Consider the following 16,057-nt stretch of genomic DNA (forward strand, 5'->3'; position numbering starts at 1 on the left):
TGGCGGCGAGATGCGGGTCTTCCAGCACGACTCGGTCGCGCTCGGACTTCCCGCGCGTTTCTCGGTATTTCTGCCCTCTGCGGCGCTCGAGGGTGAGGCATCGCCCGTTCTCTTCCTGCTCGCCGGTCTCACCTGTACCCATGAGACGTTCCTGCAGAAATCGACGATCATCGCTCACGCTGCGACGCATGGGCTGATACTGGTCGCGCCCGACACATCGCCGCGTGGGGCCGGTATCGAGGGCGAGGATGAAAGCTACGATCTGGGAACGGGCGCAGGGTTCTATCTCGATGCGACCCGATCGCCCTGGTCGTCGCATTACCGGATGGGCCGCTACATCTCCGAAGAACTGCCCGCGCTGCTCGCTGAGGCGCCGGAGGTCCTGCCCGGCCTGTCTTCCGGCCCGGCCTCCGGCAAGGGAGAGAGAGCCTTCGGTATCATGGGTCATTCCATGGGAGGGCATGGCGCGCTCGTTCACGCGCTACGCAATGCCGGGCTCTGGCGCTCGGTCAGCGCCCTTGCGCCAATCGTTCATCCCTCGGTGGTTCCCTGGGGAGAAAAGGCCTTCAGCGCCTATCTCGGTTCCGATCGGAAGGCATGGTCCCGCTGGGATGCGGTGTCTCTCCTGAACGCCGGTCATCGTCATCCGACCGCAATCCTGATCGATCAGGGAACGTCCGACACGTTTCTATCGCAGGAATTGCGACCGGACCTGCTCGAGCAGGCGGCAGCCGATGCCGGGCAGGCGCTGACATTGCGCTATCACGACGGCTACGATCATTCCTACTGGTTCATCCAGACCGTGATCGCCGACCATGTTGCGCATCACGCCGGAATACTGCGCGGTCGCGCATGAAGCGGCTTTTTCTGTCTCTCGCCGTTCTGGCGACAGCCTCCTGTGCGACCGGCCCGGAACCCGATGCGTCGTTCACGGCGCAGCGCAATACCGATTTTTCGCATGAAACCCTTGCCCTGACCTGGCAGCCGGGATTTTGCACGACCGGCAAGGGATGCATGCCGGACCAGCCGGACACGCCCCTCATCGGCCTTCACGGATTATGGGCGTCCGAACCACACAGCCTCGAGGCTCGGGGCGTTCCGGTCGAGAAATGGTGGCAGAATGGCTGCGCCCTGCTCGGAGAGAGGGAAACCGCGCCCGTTCTCGATTCTGCCATGCAGGCCACGCTTTCCGAAATCGTGCCTCATATCGTGCCATCGCGTGCTTCGCCCTCCGGAGGCGCGTCGTCTCTCGTCGATCACGAATGGGGCAAGCATGGCGCCTGTTTCGGCTACAGGCCGGGGCCGTTCTTCGCCGAGGCGGTTTCCCTGCGGTTACGCTTCGCCCGCTCGCCTGTCGGAGCGTATCTGCGCGCCCGGCAGGGCACCCTGATCGAGCGGGACGCGCTCCTCGGCTTCTTCCGCAACGCAACGGGGGTTTCTCATGCGCGCGCGCTGCAACTGCGTTGCGAGAGGGACGATCGGGGGCGCATCGCGCTTACCCAGCTATGGTTCACGCTGAAGCCCGACCGGCTCGATACCTTCCCGGCCGGAGAAAGCTATCTCGAGGCGCCTCACGAACAGGGGAATTGTCCTGCGCAATTCTGGCTCAAGCGATGGGAGAAGACCGGGGCCGTCAACTCCGAGACGCTCCTGCCGCACGGGAACCTGTAATCCGGATACCCGTCGCGCCTTCCTCCGCGCGCTTGGCACGCGGCGCGGGGCGCATCCGATGGGTTTCCTACTGCCCCATCAGATGCAGGACGATCTCTCTCGTATGAGCTGCGCGTCGGTGCTCGAAGAGATAGAGCCCCTGCCATGTGCCGAGAACGGGGCGGCCCCCCATGACCGGAATGCTGAGCTGAACCTGGGTCAGAACGGTGCGGATATGGGCCGGCATGTCGTCCGGGCCTTCGTAATCATGTCGGTAGACCCGGCTCTCGGGCACGAGGTCCTCGAAATAATCCTCGATATCACGCTGTACCGTCGGGTCGGCATTTTCCTGCACGATGAGGGAGGCCGAGCTGTGGCGACACCACAGGGTCAGCAAGCCATCCTCTATCCCTGTCGTTCCGACCCAGTCGAGGACCGGCGCCGTGATCGTCGTGAGCCCCTTGCCGCGCGTTCTCAGCGTCAGTCGGTGGAAAGCCTGCTGCATGGTTGTTTCTCCGCGCGAATCCTGTGTCCCGGGCGGTCCCGGGACGGTATCGTAAGGAAGAGGAGGAGAGATCTTCTCCTCCCGGGACTCAGCGCAGATACCCTACCAGGCGTTCCGCCTCGCTGACGATGGGGTCGGCGATCGCCCCGGCACGCTCGGCGCCCGAGCGGAGAATTGCTTCCAGATGGGGACGGTCCTCGAGCAGACGACGCGTTTCCCGGGCGACGGGTGCGAGCGTCTCCACCAGGAGTTCTGCCAGAGCGGATTTGAAGGGACCGAAACCCTGTCCGCCGAACTCCGAAAGCACATCATCGACCGGGCGCTCCGCCATCGCGGCATAGATGGTGACCAGATTTCTGGCCTCCGGTCGGGTTTCCAGCCCTTCCGCCTCGGAGGGGAGCGCATCGGCGTCGGATTTGGCCTTGCGGATCTTGAGCGCGATCTCGTCTGCCGTATCGGTCAGCTCGATACGGGACTGTGCGGACGGATCGGATTTCGACATCTTCTTCGTTCCGTCACGCAGACTCATCACGCGAGCCGCAGCCGGAGGAATGAGGGGCTCGATGACCGGGAAGAAATCGACGCCGTAATCGTGGTTGAATTTCGCCCCGATATCGTTCGCGATCTCGAGATGCTGCTTCTGATCGTCCCCGACCGGGACACGCGTTGCGTGGAACGCATGGATATCGGCGGCCATCAGCGCCGGATAGACGAACAGCCCCGCCGAATGCTGCTCGCGATCCTTGCCGGCCTTCTCCTTGAACTGGGTCATCCGGTTGAGCCAGCCGAGCCGGACGACGCAGTTGAAAATCCAGCCCAGACGCGCATGGGCGCTCACGGCCGACTGGTTGTACAGAACATGCCGCGAGGGATCGATTCCCGAAGCGATGAGGCAGGCCGCCTGCGCCAGACTATCGGTGCGAAGCTGCTGCGGATCGCGGAAGATCGTCAGGGCGTGCATGTCGACCAGACAGAACACGCAGTCATGGTCGTTCTGGAGTTTGACCCAGTTGCGGATCGCGCCCAGATAATTGCCGAGCTGCGGGACACCGGTGGGCTGAATGCCCGAGAAAACACGTTGCATGAGCGATGTTGTCGAATGCGGCGTCAGAGCGGTCAAGGGCAAAAATCCGTCACCGGGGCCTGTTGCGACAGAGACCGCCCTGGGGAATGCTTGTACGGGGCCGCCGGGATGGATGTCGCCCGCATTGCCTGCGCGGAACGATTGCCCGATCCGGTCGATTGAGGCTATGGCCAATCCGGTTCGCTCCCGGTGGAGGGAACGTCATAGAGAGAAGGAAGACAGGTGCGCGGAACTCTGACGGTCTTTGCCGGTCCCATGTTTGCCGGGAAGTCGGCCCGTCTCCTGCAATCCGCGTCGCTCGACGCTGCGACCCTGTGTCTGTCTCCCGCGTTCGATACGCGCTCGGGCGCGTCCATTCACAGCCGCACGGGACTCACCCATCCGGCCCGCCCGGTCTCCGCCTGGCCGGACGATGCCGGTGCCTATCGCCATCTGCTGCTCGATGAAGCCCATTTCATGGTCGCGCCCCATTACAGGGGCGACGTGGTGGACGATATCCGGAACGCGTTGTCGCAAGGTGTCACGATCTCCGTTGCGGGTCTGGACACGGATTATCTGCGCGAGGCGTTCGACGTCATGACCCGGCTGCGCGGCTGTGCGGATCGTTTCGTTTCCCTTAAGGCGCGTTGCCATTGCTGCGGCTCTCCCGCGCGCTGGACGGCGAAGAAACGTCGTACGGGCCATAAGCTGGAAGCGGGGGACGACGATTTGTATGAGGCACGATGCGACGCCCACTGGTCCGCGCCGGAGGGCGCCTGAACGGCCCGGAGCGGTTTTTTTCCGGGTCTCGCCCGGGCCGTTCGTATCCTGCACGTCTCAGGAGAGTCCGTGCTCTACCCGTGGATTCGGCGCGTGGTCTGCAAGGCGCATGACGTAAGGCACGACCGGGAGATTGCCGACACCGTGAGCGTCCCGATACGGGTCCTTGCGCGCGCGCAAACGCTGTCGGAGGGCTGCATCGCAGACGCAACGGGATCAGGACGATCCGCCGCGCCGGTGATAGCCCCCGGTCATGGCCGCCAGTGACGGCTGCGGGTCAGGGTATCTGGCCCTTTGCAGAGAGCCCCTCGCGGAGGGCATGGACATGGTTCGATCCCATCGGGGTCTGTCTTGCCCGGGCGAAGATTTCCGGGGTCATGACCGGGGCAGGGGTATCGCCCCCATTGCTTCCGGCGTCGTGATGTCCTCTCGCGATCAGCCAGTTGAGAATCAGCGCGAGCTGCGCGTCGCTCAACCGACCGAAGCCGGGCATCGAGAAGTTGTATTTCTGCCCGTTGGCGAGAATCTTCCCGTCAAGCCCGTAGAGCATGACATGGGCCAGATAGTCCCGACCTTCCGCCGTCTGTGCGATCAGATCGAGCCGTCCCACCAGAGGCGGGACCTCGCCCGGCATCCCATGGCCACCGTGATGACAGATGCCGCAATTGGGGCCGTAGAGCTTCTGACCGGCGCTCTTCTTGCCGCACCCCGTCAGAGCGAGGGCGACAAGCGAGAGAGCGGCGAGACGACGTCTCATGTTACTGTTCCTGGCCACCCAGACCCAGAAGCTGGATCTTGAAGACGAGCGGGCTGTTGGGCGGGATGATGCCCATCGAGCGCTTTCCGTATCCCAGCTCCGGGGGCACGTACAGCATCCAGCTATCGCCCACATGCATCATCGGCAGCGCCTCCATCCATCCCTTGACGAGGCCGTCCAGGGGCATCTGCATATAGGCGCCGTTTCCGTGCTGCTCGGAACTGTCGAAGATTCCTCCGTCGGGGAGGCGACCTTCGTAGATCAGCATCATCATGCGTCCCTTAGACGGGGATTCCCCGTCCTTGGGGCCGGATTTCAGGACCTTGTAGGCAAGTCCGTCGGGCAGGGTCTTGACGCCGGGCTCGGCGCGGACTTTCGCCATGAACTGCTCGGGTGTGAGTTCGGGCTCCTCCTTCGGCCCGCCGCAGGCGGAGAGGGCGACGAGGGAGACGCCGAGTGTCAGGGACTTGAGAACGCGGGAGAGTGCCATCGTGATCCTGTCTTTCGCTACGGGTCTCAGGGGGTGCCGCCGGTACGACCGATCTGGCCTCCCAGACGCAGACGGAGCGCATTGAGCTTGATGAAGCCCTGCGCATCCACCTGGTTGTAAGCGCCTTCATCATCCTCGAAGGTCACCACGCGCGTATCGTACAGGCTGTTGGGGCTCTCGCGACCGACGCAGATGACGTTGCCCTTGTAGAGCTTCAGACGGACGCGACCGGTGACGGATTTCTGGCTCGTGTCGATGAGTGCCTGCAACATGTGGCGTTCGGGCGAGAACCAGAAGCCGTTATAGATGATCTCGGCATAGCGCGGCATCAGGCTGTCCTTGAGGTGCATGGCCTCTCGGTCGAGCGTGATGGATTCGATGCTGCGATGCGCCGTGAGCAGGATCGTACCACCCGGTGTCTCGTATATGCCGCGCGATTTCATGCCGACGAAACGGTTCTCGACGAGGTCGAGACGGCCGATACCGTTGTCGTGCCCGAGCTTGTTCAGCCGCGTCAGCAGCTCCGCGGGGGAGAGCGTCACGCCGTTGAGGGCGACCGGATCGCCCTCGTGGAAATCGATGGCGATTTCCGTCGCGATATCGGGTGCGTTCTCGGGCGAGATCGTGCGCTGGAACACGATCTCGTCGGGAGCCAGTGCGGGATCTTCGAGAATCTTGCCCTCGGAGGAGGAGTGGAGGAGATTCGCATCGACCGAGAACGGTGCCTCGCCCCGCTTGTCCTTCGTCACCGGGATCTGGTTTTCCTCGGCGAAGGCGAGAAGCTTGGTGCGGGAGGTCAGATCCCATTCGCGCCAGGGAGCGATCACCTTGATATCGGGCTGCAGGGCGTAATAGCCGAGTTCGAAGCGGACCTGATCGTTGCCCTTGCCGGTGGCACCATGAGCGACCGCATCGGCGCCCACCATCTTCGCGATCTCGATCTGGCGCTGGGCGATCAGCGGACGCGCGATCGAGGTGCCGAGCAGATATTGCCCCTCATAGAGCGCATTGGCCCGGAACATCGGGAAGACGAAATCCTTGACGAAGGTTTCGCGCAGATCCTCGACGAAGATCTCCTTGACGCCGAACATCTCGGCCTTGCGACGGGCAGGTTCGAGCTCCTCGCCCTGGCCGAGATCGGCCGTGAAGGTCACGACCTCGCAGCCATATTCCTTCTGGAGCCAGCGAAGAATGACGGAGGTATCCAGCCCGCCCGAGTAGGCGAGAACAACTTTTTTGACATCCCGGGCAGTCATCAGGCCGAGCATCCCTCTGTTATGATTACGAACCACCCGGTCGTTCTAGCACCGGGTGTGCGATCAAGCCAGAGAGGCCCGCGCCCTGTTCGAGGCCTGCGGGACGTGCCCCATGTCAGAGGGACGCTGTCTCACCCCGGCGCATGCGTTCGCTTTCCGTCTTGAGCTGCCCGCATGCGGCGAGAATGTCGCGTCCGCGCGGCATCCGGATCGGGGAGGCGAAACCGGCATCCATCACGATCGCGGCGAATTTCGCCAGTTGCTCGCGGGTGGAGGGTCTGAACTCGGAACCGGGCCATGGATTGAAAGGAATGAGATTGACCTTTGCGGGCAGACCGCGGATCAGACGCACGAGCTCGCGGGCATCGGCTTCGCTGTCGTTGATGCCACGCAGCATGATGTATTCGAAGGTGATGCGACGCGAATTGGAGGCCGCAGGATAACGGCGGCACGCGGCCATCAGATCCTCGATCGGATATTTCCGGTTGAGCGGCACGATCTTGTCGCGCAAATCGTTGGTGACGGCGTGAAGCGATATGGCGAGATTGACCGCAAGCTCATCGCCGCAGCGATCCATCATCGGCACGACGCCCGAGGTGGAGAGCGTGATGCGACGTCGTGAAAGAGCGATGCCTTCGCCATCCATCACGATGCGCATCGCCTTGGCCACATTGTCGTAATTGTAGAGCGGCTCTCCCATGCCCATCAGCACGATGGTCGAGAGAAGGCGCGGGGTCTCGCCCTTGGGGCTGGGCCATTCTCCGTAGGAATCGCGGGCCGCCATGAATTGCGAGACGATTTCTGCCGCGCCGAGATTGCGCACAAGTTTCTGCGTGCCCGTATGGCAGAAGGTGCAGGACAGGGTACAGCCGACCTGCGACGATATGCAGACCGCACCCCGGTCCTCCCGGCGATCGGGAATATAGACGGTTTCCGCCTCCTGACCGTCGCGGAAGCGGAACAGGAACTTGCGGGTCTCGTCATTCGATGTCTGTTCGAGCGAGGTCGTCGGCCGTCCCACGACATAATGCTCGGCAAGACGCGCCTGAAGCGGCTTGGCGATGCTGCTCATTCGCGAGAAATCCGTGGCGCCCTGGTGATAGATCCAGTGCCAGAGCTGCTTCGCCCGGAAAGGCTTCTCTCCGAAGCGCGCCATCTCCTCGACGAGTTCCTCGCGCGAAAGTCCGACGAGATCGCGACGCCCGTCGGGAAGAATGGCGGGGGGAGGGGCGAACAGGGCGGATTTGGCCAGGATACGCGCGCGTTCCTGTTCGTTAAGATCGGAGGATGCAGAGAGGTCGGACATGGCGCTGCTCTATCACGGAAGCGCCACGCCCGTGCAAGTAAAACCGCGCGACGATCAGTCCGACCGGCGCGCAGCGATCAGGAACTCCCGGTTGCCTTCCGGGCCGGTGATCGGACTCGGCTCGACACCGAGTGTCGTCCAGCCTGGGAGGGAGTCCCACCATGTCCGGATTTCGGTGCAGACGCGCTCATGGACGAGAGGGTCGCGGACGACCCCTTTCGCGCCTATTTCCGCGCGCCCTGCCTCGAATTGCGGCTTGATGAGCGCGATAGCCCAGCCCCCCGGTGCGCAAAGCGCGAGGGCAGCGGGAAGAACGGTGCGAAGTCCGATGAAGCTCGCATCGCAGACGACCACAGAGACCGTTTCTGGGATGAGGCTCGAATCGAGCGTCCGGGCATTGGTCTTCTCGAGCACGGCGACACGGGGATCGGACCGGAGTTTCCAGGCGATCTGACCGTGACCGACATCGACGGCATAGACGCGTGCGGCGCCATGGCTGAGCAGAACGTCCGTGAAGCCTCCGGTGGAGGCGCCGACGTCGATGGCGGTGACGCCTGTCGGGTCGAGGCCGAAAAACGTCAGCGCGTGCGCGAGCTTCAGGCCGCCCCGGGAAACCCAGGGATGATCCTGCCCGCGCAGGTCGAGCGGCGCCTCATCGGAAAGCATGTCACCCGATTTGGCGATGCGTCGCTCCTTGCTGAAGACCAGACCCGCCATGACGAGCGCCTGAGCGCGGGTCCGGCTTTCGACCAGACCGCGCTCGACCAGAAGCACATCGACGCGTTTTTTCGCCATCAGGCAGTCTGCTGGCCTGCCTGGGCACCGAGCGCAGCCTGTGCCGTCGCCACGATCTGCGGGGCGTTCAGTCCGGCTTCGTCGTACTGAACGTCGGGCAGATTGTGATCGATATAGCAGTCGGGCAGTGCCATCGGGCGGAACTTCACGCTGTCGAGCAGCGCCGTCTCGGCGAGATGACGAATGACCTGCGTGCTGAAACCGCCCGCAGCGCCTTCCTCGATCGTGATGAAAACCTCATGCTCGCGGGCCAGCTTCTCGATCAGAGCGGTATCGACAGGCTTGGCGAAACGCGCATCGGCGACCGTGACGGCGATACCCTGCGCGGCAAGATGATCGGCTGCCTTGAGCGATTCCGTCAGCCGGGTCCCGAGTGAGAGAATGGCGACGCCGGATCTGGTGCCTGGCTGCCTTGCGGCCTCACGCACGATACGCCCGCGACCGATTTCGAGGATTTCGCCCTTCTCGGGCAGATCGAGCCCCGTGCCGCTGCCTCGCGGATAACGGAAGGCGATCGGTCCGCTGTCGTGAACGCAGGCGGTTGCCGTCATATGCGTCAGCTCGACCTCGTCGCTCGGCGCCATCACGACCATGTTCGGCAGGCAGCACAGATAGTTCAGATCGAACGATCCTGCATGGGTCGCACCGTCCGCACCGACCAGTCCCGCACGGTCGATGGCAAAGCGCACGGGCAGGTTCTGCAGATCCACGTCATGCACGACCTGATCGTAGGCGCGCTGCAGGAAGGTGGAATAGATGGCGCAGAAGGGGCGCAGCCCCTCGGAGGCCATGCCGGCCGCGAATGTCACGGCGTGCTGCTCGGCAATCCCGACATCGAAGAAACGGCCGGGATATTTCGCCGCGAACTTGTCGAGCCCGGTTCCGGAGGGCATGGCCGCCGTGACTGCCGTGATGCGCTCGTCGCCTTCAGCGTGACGCAGCAGTTCGCGCGCCATGACGGAGGTGTAGCTCGGCGGTCCGGCAGGGGCCTTCTTCTGCTCGCCGGTAATCACGTTGAACTTGCTCACCGCGTGATATTTATCCCCGGCGGATTCCGCGGGTTTGTAACCGCGGCCCTTCTCGGTGATGACATGCAGCAGCACCGGACCTTCGTCGGAATCCCTCAGATTGCGCAGGATCGGCACGAGCTGGTTCATGTCGTGACCATCGACGGGTCCGACATAATAGAAGCCCAGCTCCTCGAACAGCGTGCCGCCGGTGATGAGGCCGCGGGTCAGTTCATCGGCGCGTTTTGCCGTACGTTCGAGACTCGCGGGGAGTCGCTTGGCCAGCTTGCCCGCGAGATCGCGCAGGCTGAGAAACTTGCGCGACGTCATCAGGCGGGAGAGATAATTCGACATCGAGCCGACAGGCGGCGCGATCGACATCTCGTTATCGTTCAGAATGACGATGAGTCGCTTGGCGCCGGGGCCGGCCACCGCAGCATTGTTCATTGCCTCATAGGCCATCCCTGCCGAGATCGAGCCGTCGCCGATCACTGCAATGACATTGCGCTCCTCGTAGGAGGGGTCGTCATTCGCCCGGAGATGATGGGCCACGGCCATGCCCAGACCGGCGGAAATGGAGGTCGAGGAATGCGCCGCGCCGAAGGGGTCGTATTCGCTTTCCGACCGGCGCGTGAAGCCCGAAAGCCCCTCTGGCTGACGGAGCGTGCGAATGCGCTCACGACGACCGGTCAGGATCTTGTGCGGATAGGCCTGGTGGCCGACATCCCAGATGATCCGGTCGTCGGGCGTGTTGAACACGGCATGCATGGCGACGGTCAGCTCGACCACGCCCAGGGAGGCACCGAGATGACCGCCGGTCGTCGAGACGGCATCGACCGTTTCGGAACGCAGTTCCTCGGCGAGCTGCCGGAGCTGCTCGGCCGAGAAATTGCGCAGATCGGCAGGGACGCGCACCCGGTCGAGATTCGGGAAACGACCCATCGTCGGAATGGAAGATGCGGAGTTCGGCTTGCTGGTATCGCTCATTTTCTCAATTCCTGCGCTCGACGATGTATTGTGCCAGGGCTCTGAGCGCGGCTGCTTCGGTCCCGAACGATGTCAGGGCCTGTGTGGCTTGCTGGGAGAGGCGATGCGCTTCCTCGCGGGCACCGTCGATTCCGAGCAGGGAAACGTAAGTGGACTTGCCCGATGCCTCGTCCTTGCCGGCGGTCTTGCCGAGTTCCTCGGCGCTGGCCGTCGCATCGAGCACGTCATCGGCAACCTGGAATGCGGTTCCGATATCGCGTCCATAGGCGATGATGGCATCACGCTGGGCCGTATCCGCGCCACCGAGAATGGCACCGGCTTCGGCCGAATAACGGATGAGAGCGCCTGTCTTCATGGCATGGAGACGCTTCACCTGATCCAGAGGCAGGGATTTGCCCTCGCCCCTGATATCGACGACCTGACCGCCGACCATTCCGGCGGCACCGGAAGCGACGGCCAATGCGGTGACAAGATCGATCCGGATCCGTGCATCCTCATGCGTCGCACGATCCGCAAGGATTTCGAACGCGCGCGTCTGCAGGGCGTCACCGGCGAGGATCGCTATGGCCTCGTCGAATTTGCGGTGTGTCGAGGGCTGGCCACGGCGGAGATCGTCGTCATCCATGGCTGGCAGATCGTCATGCACGAGGCTGTAGGCATGAAGCATTTCGACCGAGGCGGCCACACGCAGCGCCGCATTCCGGTCCGCTCCGAAGATCCGGGCGATCTCCGTAACCAGATAACCCCGGAGTCTCTTGCCGCCGCCCAGCGCCGCATAGCGCATCGCCTCGATCAGGATCGATTCGTCGCCTTCGGCCGGAGGCAGCAGGCGGTCGATGGTCGCTTCGATGTCCCGCGCGGCCTGGCCGAGCGATTCCGTCAGAATCTCCCGGGGCGACGGGGGGGAAGATGGGGTTATGGTCATTGGGCAGTTCCGCCAGTCGGCTCGTCGAATTCGGAAAGTGGAGCGACGTCCACGGTGCCGTCACGCTGGGTGATGGCCCGGACACGCATCTCGGCTTCCGAAAGCTTGGTTTCGCAATGGCGTCGCAGGGCTGCGCCGCGTTCATAGGCACTGATCGCATCCTCGAGTTTCATCTGACCGCTCTCGAGACCGCGGACGATCCGGTCGAGCTCCGCCAGAGCATCCTCGAAAGAAAGCTTTGATAGCTGTGCGTCCATAAAATAAGTGCCGCCCCGCTTCGCTGTTTCATAAGGATTGCCGTCCATCCGACGGCATGATGGGGAGGAGGGATACCCTGTCGGGAACCAATCTCCAAGCCCATCAGATTGCAGAGTATGATTATTCGGCGACAGAAGACGACACAGTTGTGTCCGATTTGCGACGGATAACGAAGGAGAGCGTCTCTCCCTCCTCCGAAAAAGCGACGAGCGCGTGGCCCGTTTCACGGCAGAAAGACTGGAAATCCGCAACGCTGGCCCTGTCGGTCGCGAGAACGCGCAGCCTCGCGCCCGGGGGAAGGCCGCGCAGGCTGCGATGCGCGCGCAACACGGGGAGGGGACATGCGAGTCCCCGGACGTCGAGCAGGGTTTCTGGAGGCGCGGGAGTCATCGCAGCATTATGCGTCCGCTACGACCTGCGTTTCAAGTTCTGCCGCAGTTTCGTCGTAACGTCTTTACTCGGACCGCTTTCGTCCGCAACATGCGCACCCTTCGTAAAAGCAACATCAGTAAGGCAAGAGATGGCTGACTATCGCCTCGGCATCGATTTCGGTGGTACCAAGATCGAAATCGCGGTCCTCGATCGCGATGGCGATCTGAAACTGCGCGAACGCGTGCCCAATCCCGGGATCTACGATGACGCGGTGCTTGCGGTGCGCGATCTCGTCGCGAGCGTCGATCGGAGGCTGGGCAGTGCGCCAGCCCATCGCGCCGCCCCGGGGCAGAGCACTTCGACGCTCGGGATCGGCATACCCGGATCGATCTCGCCGGAAACCGGTCTGATCAAGAACGCCAACGCGACCTGGCTCAACAACCAGCCCTTCGGCATCGATCTCGATCGCGCGCTGGACCGCTCGGTGCGCGTCGAGAACGATGCCAACTGCTTCGCCCTTTCGGAAGCGGCCGACGGTGCCGGTGCCGGTGCGAGCACGGTATTCGGCATCATCATCGGTACCGGCATGGGGGCCGGAATCGTGGTCAATGGCAAGGTGATCGGCGGTCGCCACAGCATTGCCGGGGAGTGGGGGCATACGCCGCTGCCCTGGACGCGCCTCGAGGAGTTCCCGCTACCCAAGTGTTTCTGCGGCAATGAGGGATGTCTCGAGCGCTACCTGTGCGGGCCGGAGCTCGCCAAGGACTGGAAAGGTGTGGGACATCATCATACCGCCGGCATCGAGGAGGCTGCGGCCAATGGCGATCTCGCGGCAATCGGCGCGCTCGATCGCTATATGGACCGCTTCTCCAGAGCCTGCGCCATGGCCATCAATTTCCTCGATCCGGACGTGATCGTTCTTGGCGGCGGCGTGTCCAATCTGCAGAGCATCTACGAGCGCGTGCCGCCTCTTCTCGCGCGGCACGTCATCACGCCCAGCTGCACGACGCCGATCGTGCGGAACAAGCATGGCGACAGTTCAGGCGTGAGAGGCGCAGCCTGGCTCTGGGACGTTTCGGAATAAAACGCTTCTGCCCGTCTGCCCGTCTGCCCTCCCGCATCACGGAAAAGCCTGGCTCTCCACGATAAAGGAGGCGCAGACCGGGCCATAGCGGAAGGCGAGGGCGCCGATCCGGTCCGGTCTGCCTCCGCCCGGACTCCGACGGGTGCGAATCACGCGGGGCCGCTGAAGGTCCCTGCGCCACCCCGGCAGGGATGCGAAGCTGTTTTCCGGCAAAGGGTGCTGAGCTACGCCTCCGGGGAGGGGCGCGCAGCGAGGCGCTCGGGCCGGAACCCCGTGGCGACAACGTAGAGTTCGCTCGATTCCTTTCGCGATGCCGGTGGCTTGACATGGCGCACCGTCGAAAAGGCGAGCTTCATCGGCTCGAGCATCTGGCGCTCCGACCCGCCCTGAAACACTTTCGCGACGAATCCGCCGCCCACTGCGAGAACCTGCATGGCGAAATCGAGTGCGCCCTCAGCAAGTCCCATGATCCGGAGATGATCCGTCGGGGCATGGCCGGTCGTGTTCGGCGCCATGTCGGAGAGAACGAGATCGGCGGGACCGCCGAGCAGCGCCATCAGCCGCGCGGGGAGCGCCGGATCGGTGAAATCCCCCTCGATGATCGTGGCCCCGCCGACCGGATCGACCGGCAGGAGATCCACGCCCACCACTGCGGCGGCTCCACGTTTGACTGCCACCTGGGTCCAGCCTCCGGGCGCCGCGCCCAGATCGATGACCTTCATCCCCGGCTTGATGAGCGAAAGACGATCGTCGATCTCGATCAGCTTGAAGGCCGCCCGCGAGCGCCATCCCTGTTTGCGTGCCGCAGCAACATACGGATCGTTGAGCTGGCGGTTCAGCCAGCGCTGCTGCGCGGTCGAGCGGCCTCGCGCCGTCTTGAGCATGACAGTCTTGTTTCTTGCCGTCTGGACCGCACCGCCGTCGAGCGTTGCATCGGCCGCGCCGGGAGAAGACGAACTTTTCAGTGCCTTGCCGGGAACGCGTTGCTCCCGGGATCCGGGGCTGCCGCCGCCCGTTTTGTCTCGTTTCCTTGTCATTCGCGTCACATAGAGGAAGAATGGGTCGCGTGGCCACGGGAATCCGCAGCGCGTCTTTCGAGCCGGGGCTTTCGGGAAGGGGCGTGACGCCTCTGCCATGGATCGCGCGCGTGCGCGGCCATGCGGGCGACCATGCCGTCCCTCAGGCCGCGATCGGCGACGATGAGACTATCGACCGGCCATACGCGATGGATTGCCTCGAATATCGCACAGCCGGGCAGCATGAAATGGCGTCGCTCCTGCGACAGCCCGACAGGTGAGGGGGCGCCCGTGTCGTGGGCGTGGCGGATCGCCTCGACCGCCTTGTGTGCCGAGTCAGCAGAGAGTGTGAAGCCGTCCACGGCGTGACGGCTGTAGCGGGTCAGCCTCTGTGCGATACTGGCGAGCGTGGTCACGGTCCCGCTCGTGCCGAGCATCTGAACGGAACCGTTTCGTATTTCCTTGCCGATCTGATGCACGGCCTCGAATGCATGGAGTGGCTCCTGAACCATGGTCACCATGGACTCGAAGCTGCTTCGTCCGGTCGTGGCGTCTCCTCCGCGCCCGGAGTCGTCATGTCGGGTGCGCGCGGAAATCTCTGCAAGGGTGACCACGCCGAACGGCAGGCTGACGAGACTGACTACCTCATGCGTCTCGTTCGCAGGGTTCAGGCGGAGCCAGGCAATTTCGGTCGATCCTCCCCCGATGTCGAAAACAATGGCGCGTCGGACAGGGCCTTGCCCGCCTCTGAGAAGCGGACGGCATCCCTCTACCGCCAGTTCGACCTCTTCGCGCGGCGAAATGATCTCGAGTTCGAGGCCAGTCTCCCGCCGAACGCGTGAGAGGAATGCGGCGCTGTTCCTTGCGCGCCGACAGGCTTCGGTCGCAACCGCACGCAGCTCGAGCCCGGGCAGGCCGTGAAGGCGCTCAGCATAGGAATGGAGCGTGCGCAGCGTTCTCTCCATGGCCGGCGCGCCGAGCTCGCCTGTCTCCACAAGCCCTTCGCCGAGGCAGACCATGCGGTTCTGTCGATCGAAAACATGAATGCCCTGAGCGGTGCGCCGCGCGATCATGAGGCGGCAATTATTCGTTCCCAGATCCAGAGCGGCATAGTGTCGCGGGTGAACGACCTCGTTTCGGCTGTAGCCCATGGACGTCCTCCCTGCAGTTATGGAAACTCTATCGTTTCAGCAATGTGATGGTGCATTCCGGACACGGCAAGTTTTTTCCGCAGGCCGCATATGTCGGCCCAGGCAAAAAAAGACGAAAACGGGGGTTGCGGCGCCGTGGGGCGGGTGCTATCTGACCGCCACCGCAAGGCAAACGGCATCAGCCGAACTGCTGGGGGATAGTTTAGCGGTAGAACTACCGGCTCTGACCCGGTCAGCCCTGGTTCGAATCCAGGTCCCCCAGCCAACACTTCCATTAGTGTTGAATACAATCTCCTTCAAAATTCCCCTGTCATGTCGCTTCGTCCCACCAGAACGCTCTGGTCTCTTTCGCATGTAATCTCCGGGCCGTTCCAATGATATGGTCGTTGCTGTTTCGCGCATATCCGTGATGAGAGTCCCGGAAAGGGGAGGGGCGGCGTCCTGCAAGGAGTCTTGCGTCGCCGGATCGGGCCAAAGTCGGCGGATTTTTCCTGCGAAAGCGGAGAGCCGCGTCGTCATGTCGTCGTTGAACCCGAACTCTTCCTCCACGTTCAGTGGCGCGACCAGTTTGCGTCTCAGGCATCGAAGGCAAGTGTCCCCAGGAGAGGGCTGCTCTAGGAAGCGGGCCGCTCATATTTTCGGAAAAATCAGACAG

17 protein-coding genes and 1 tRNA gene are annotated in these 16,057 nt (G+C 63.3%); 5 read left to right on the plus strand and 13 right to left on the minus strand.

Going from position 1 to position 16,057, the window contains the following annotated elements; translation table 11 throughout:
- Window positions 1-10: 10 nt before the first annotated feature.
- Both fghA and SSA02_RS04035 read left to right on the plus strand, forming a co-directional pair.
- Window positions 11-856, plus strand: coding sequence for an S-formylglutathione hydrolase (gene fghA / locus SSA02_RS04030; protein ID WP_246103620.1), 846 nt, complete (start codon window positions 11-13; stop codon window positions 854-856).
- Entirely contained in the window at window positions 853-1,671 is an 819-nt protein-coding gene (locus SSA02_RS04035) for a ribonuclease T2 family protein (RefSeq protein WP_147092574.1), read from the plus strand. Before fghA ends, SSA02_RS04035 begins: the two co-directional genes overlap by 4 nt.
- Window positions 1,672-1,738: 67 nt before the next feature.
- Here SSA02_RS04035 and SSA02_RS04040 read toward each other — a convergent pair whose 3' ends face one another.
- Together SSA02_RS04040 and trpS are read right to left on the minus strand one after the other, a co-directional pair.
- Complete coding sequence (locus SSA02_RS04040) at window positions 1,739-2,155, minus strand: secondary thiamine-phosphate synthase enzyme YjbQ (RefSeq protein WP_147092575.1); 417 nt, start codon at window positions 2,153-2,155, stop codon at window positions 1,739-1,741.
- Between the two features lie 88 nt (window positions 2,156-2,243).
- Window positions 2,244-3,239: a tryptophan--tRNA ligase gene (trpS, locus tag SSA02_RS04045; RefSeq protein ID WP_147092704.1), complete on the minus strand. Its 996-nt coding sequence runs from the start codon at window positions 3,237-3,239 to the stop codon at window positions 2,244-2,246.
- A gap of 222 nt (window positions 3,240-3,461) precedes the next feature.
- On the opposite strand from trpS, the gene SSA02_RS04050 reads away from it, so the two are divergent.
- On the plus strand, window positions 3,462-3,998 hold the full coding sequence (locus SSA02_RS04050) for a thymidine kinase (RefSeq protein ID WP_246103596.1): 537 nt from the start codon (window positions 3,462-3,464) through the stop codon (window positions 3,996-3,998).
- A gap of 277 nt (window positions 3,999-4,275) precedes the next feature.
- On the opposite strand, the gene SSA02_RS04055 is transcribed toward SSA02_RS04050, so the two are convergent.
- The 9 genes from SSA02_RS04055 to SSA02_RS04095 all read right to left on the minus strand — a co-directional run bounded on the left by SSA02_RS04055 (window position 4,276) and on the right by SSA02_RS04095 (window position 12,169).
- Complete coding sequence (locus SSA02_RS04055; protein WP_147092576.1) at window positions 4,276-4,755, minus strand: c-type cytochrome; 480 nt, start codon at window positions 4,753-4,755, stop codon at window positions 4,276-4,278.
- A gap of 1 nt (window position 4,756) precedes the next feature.
- Window positions 4,757-5,245 carry an FKBP-type peptidyl-prolyl cis-trans isomerase gene (locus tag SSA02_RS04060; RefSeq protein WP_147092577.1) on the minus strand — a complete coding sequence of 163 codons (489 nt, stop codon included), beginning with the start codon at window positions 5,243-5,245 and terminating at the stop codon, window positions 4,757-4,759.
- Between the two features lie 26 nt (window positions 5,246-5,271).
- Complete coding sequence (locus SSA02_RS04065) at window positions 5,272-6,501, minus strand: argininosuccinate synthase (RefSeq protein ID WP_147092578.1); 1,230 nt, start codon at window positions 6,499-6,501, stop codon at window positions 5,272-5,274.
- A 115-nt stretch (window positions 6,502-6,616) separates the two neighbouring features.
- A complete protein-coding gene (gene rlmN, locus SSA02_RS04070) occupies window positions 6,617-7,807 on the minus strand; it encodes a 23S rRNA (adenine(2503)-C(2))-methyltransferase RlmN (protein WP_147092579.1) in 1,191 nt (396 codons plus the stop codon).
- Between the two features lie 54 nt (window positions 7,808-7,861).
- Window positions 7,862-8,602: a TlyA family RNA methyltransferase gene (locus tag SSA02_RS04075; RefSeq protein WP_147092580.1), complete on the minus strand. Its 741-nt coding sequence runs from the start codon at window positions 8,600-8,602 to the stop codon at window positions 7,862-7,864.
- Window positions 8,602-10,596: a 1-deoxy-D-xylulose-5-phosphate synthase gene (dxs, locus tag SSA02_RS04080; protein ID WP_147092581.1), complete on the minus strand. Its 1,995-nt coding sequence runs from the start codon at window positions 10,594-10,596 to the stop codon at window positions 8,602-8,604. Before dxs ends, SSA02_RS04075 begins: the two co-directional genes overlap by 1 nt.
- A 4-nt stretch (window positions 10,597-10,600) precedes the next feature.
- Complete coding sequence (locus SSA02_RS04085; RefSeq protein WP_147092582.1) at window positions 10,601-11,521, minus strand: polyprenyl synthetase family protein; 921 nt, start codon at window positions 11,519-11,521, stop codon at window positions 10,601-10,603.
- The gene (locus tag SSA02_RS04090; RefSeq protein ID WP_147092583.1) at window positions 11,518-11,778 is read right to left on the minus strand and encodes an exodeoxyribonuclease VII small subunit; all 261 of its coding nucleotides are present in this window, start codon (window positions 11,776-11,778) and stop codon (window positions 11,518-11,520) included. Before SSA02_RS04090 ends, SSA02_RS04085 begins: the two co-directional genes overlap by 4 nt.
- Before the next feature lie 121 nt (window positions 11,779-11,899).
- Window positions 11,900-12,169 (minus strand): sulfurtransferase TusA family protein, encoded by a 270-nt coding sequence (locus tag SSA02_RS04095; RefSeq protein ID WP_147092584.1) that lies wholly within the window; start codon window positions 12,167-12,169, stop codon window positions 11,900-11,902.
- A 130-nt stretch (window positions 12,170-12,299) separates the two neighbouring features.
- On the opposite strand from SSA02_RS04095, the gene SSA02_RS04100 reads away from it, so the two are divergent.
- On the plus strand, window positions 12,300-13,235 hold the full coding sequence (locus tag SSA02_RS04100; RefSeq protein ID WP_147092585.1) for an ROK family protein: 936 nt from the start codon (window positions 12,300-12,302) through the stop codon (window positions 13,233-13,235).
- A gap of 224 nt (window positions 13,236-13,459) precedes the next feature.
- Here SSA02_RS04100 and SSA02_RS04105 read toward each other — a convergent pair whose 3' ends face one another.
- Entirely contained in the window at window positions 13,460-14,272 is an 813-nt protein-coding gene (locus SSA02_RS04105) for an RlmE family RNA methyltransferase (RefSeq protein WP_147092586.1), read from the minus strand.
- Window positions 14,273-14,277: 5 nt separating this feature from the next.
- Window positions 14,278-15,402 carry a Ppx/GppA phosphatase family protein gene (locus tag SSA02_RS04110; RefSeq protein ID WP_147092587.1) on the minus strand — a complete coding sequence of 375 codons (1,125 nt, stop codon included), beginning with the start codon at window positions 15,400-15,402 and terminating at the stop codon, window positions 14,278-14,280.
- A 191-nt stretch (window positions 15,403-15,593) separates the two neighbouring features.
- On the opposite strand from SSA02_RS04110, the gene SSA02_RS04115 reads away from it, so the two are divergent.
- Window positions 15,594-15,667 (plus strand) — tRNA-Gln (locus tag SSA02_RS04115).
- Window positions 15,668-16,057: the final 390 nt, after the last annotated feature.

Origin of the sequence: Swaminathania salitolerans, assembly GCF_007988945.1 — a bacterium.
In the GTDB taxonomy this organism is placed as follows: Bacteria; Pseudomonadota; Alphaproteobacteria; order Acetobacterales; family Acetobacteraceae; genus Swaminathania; species Swaminathania salitolerans.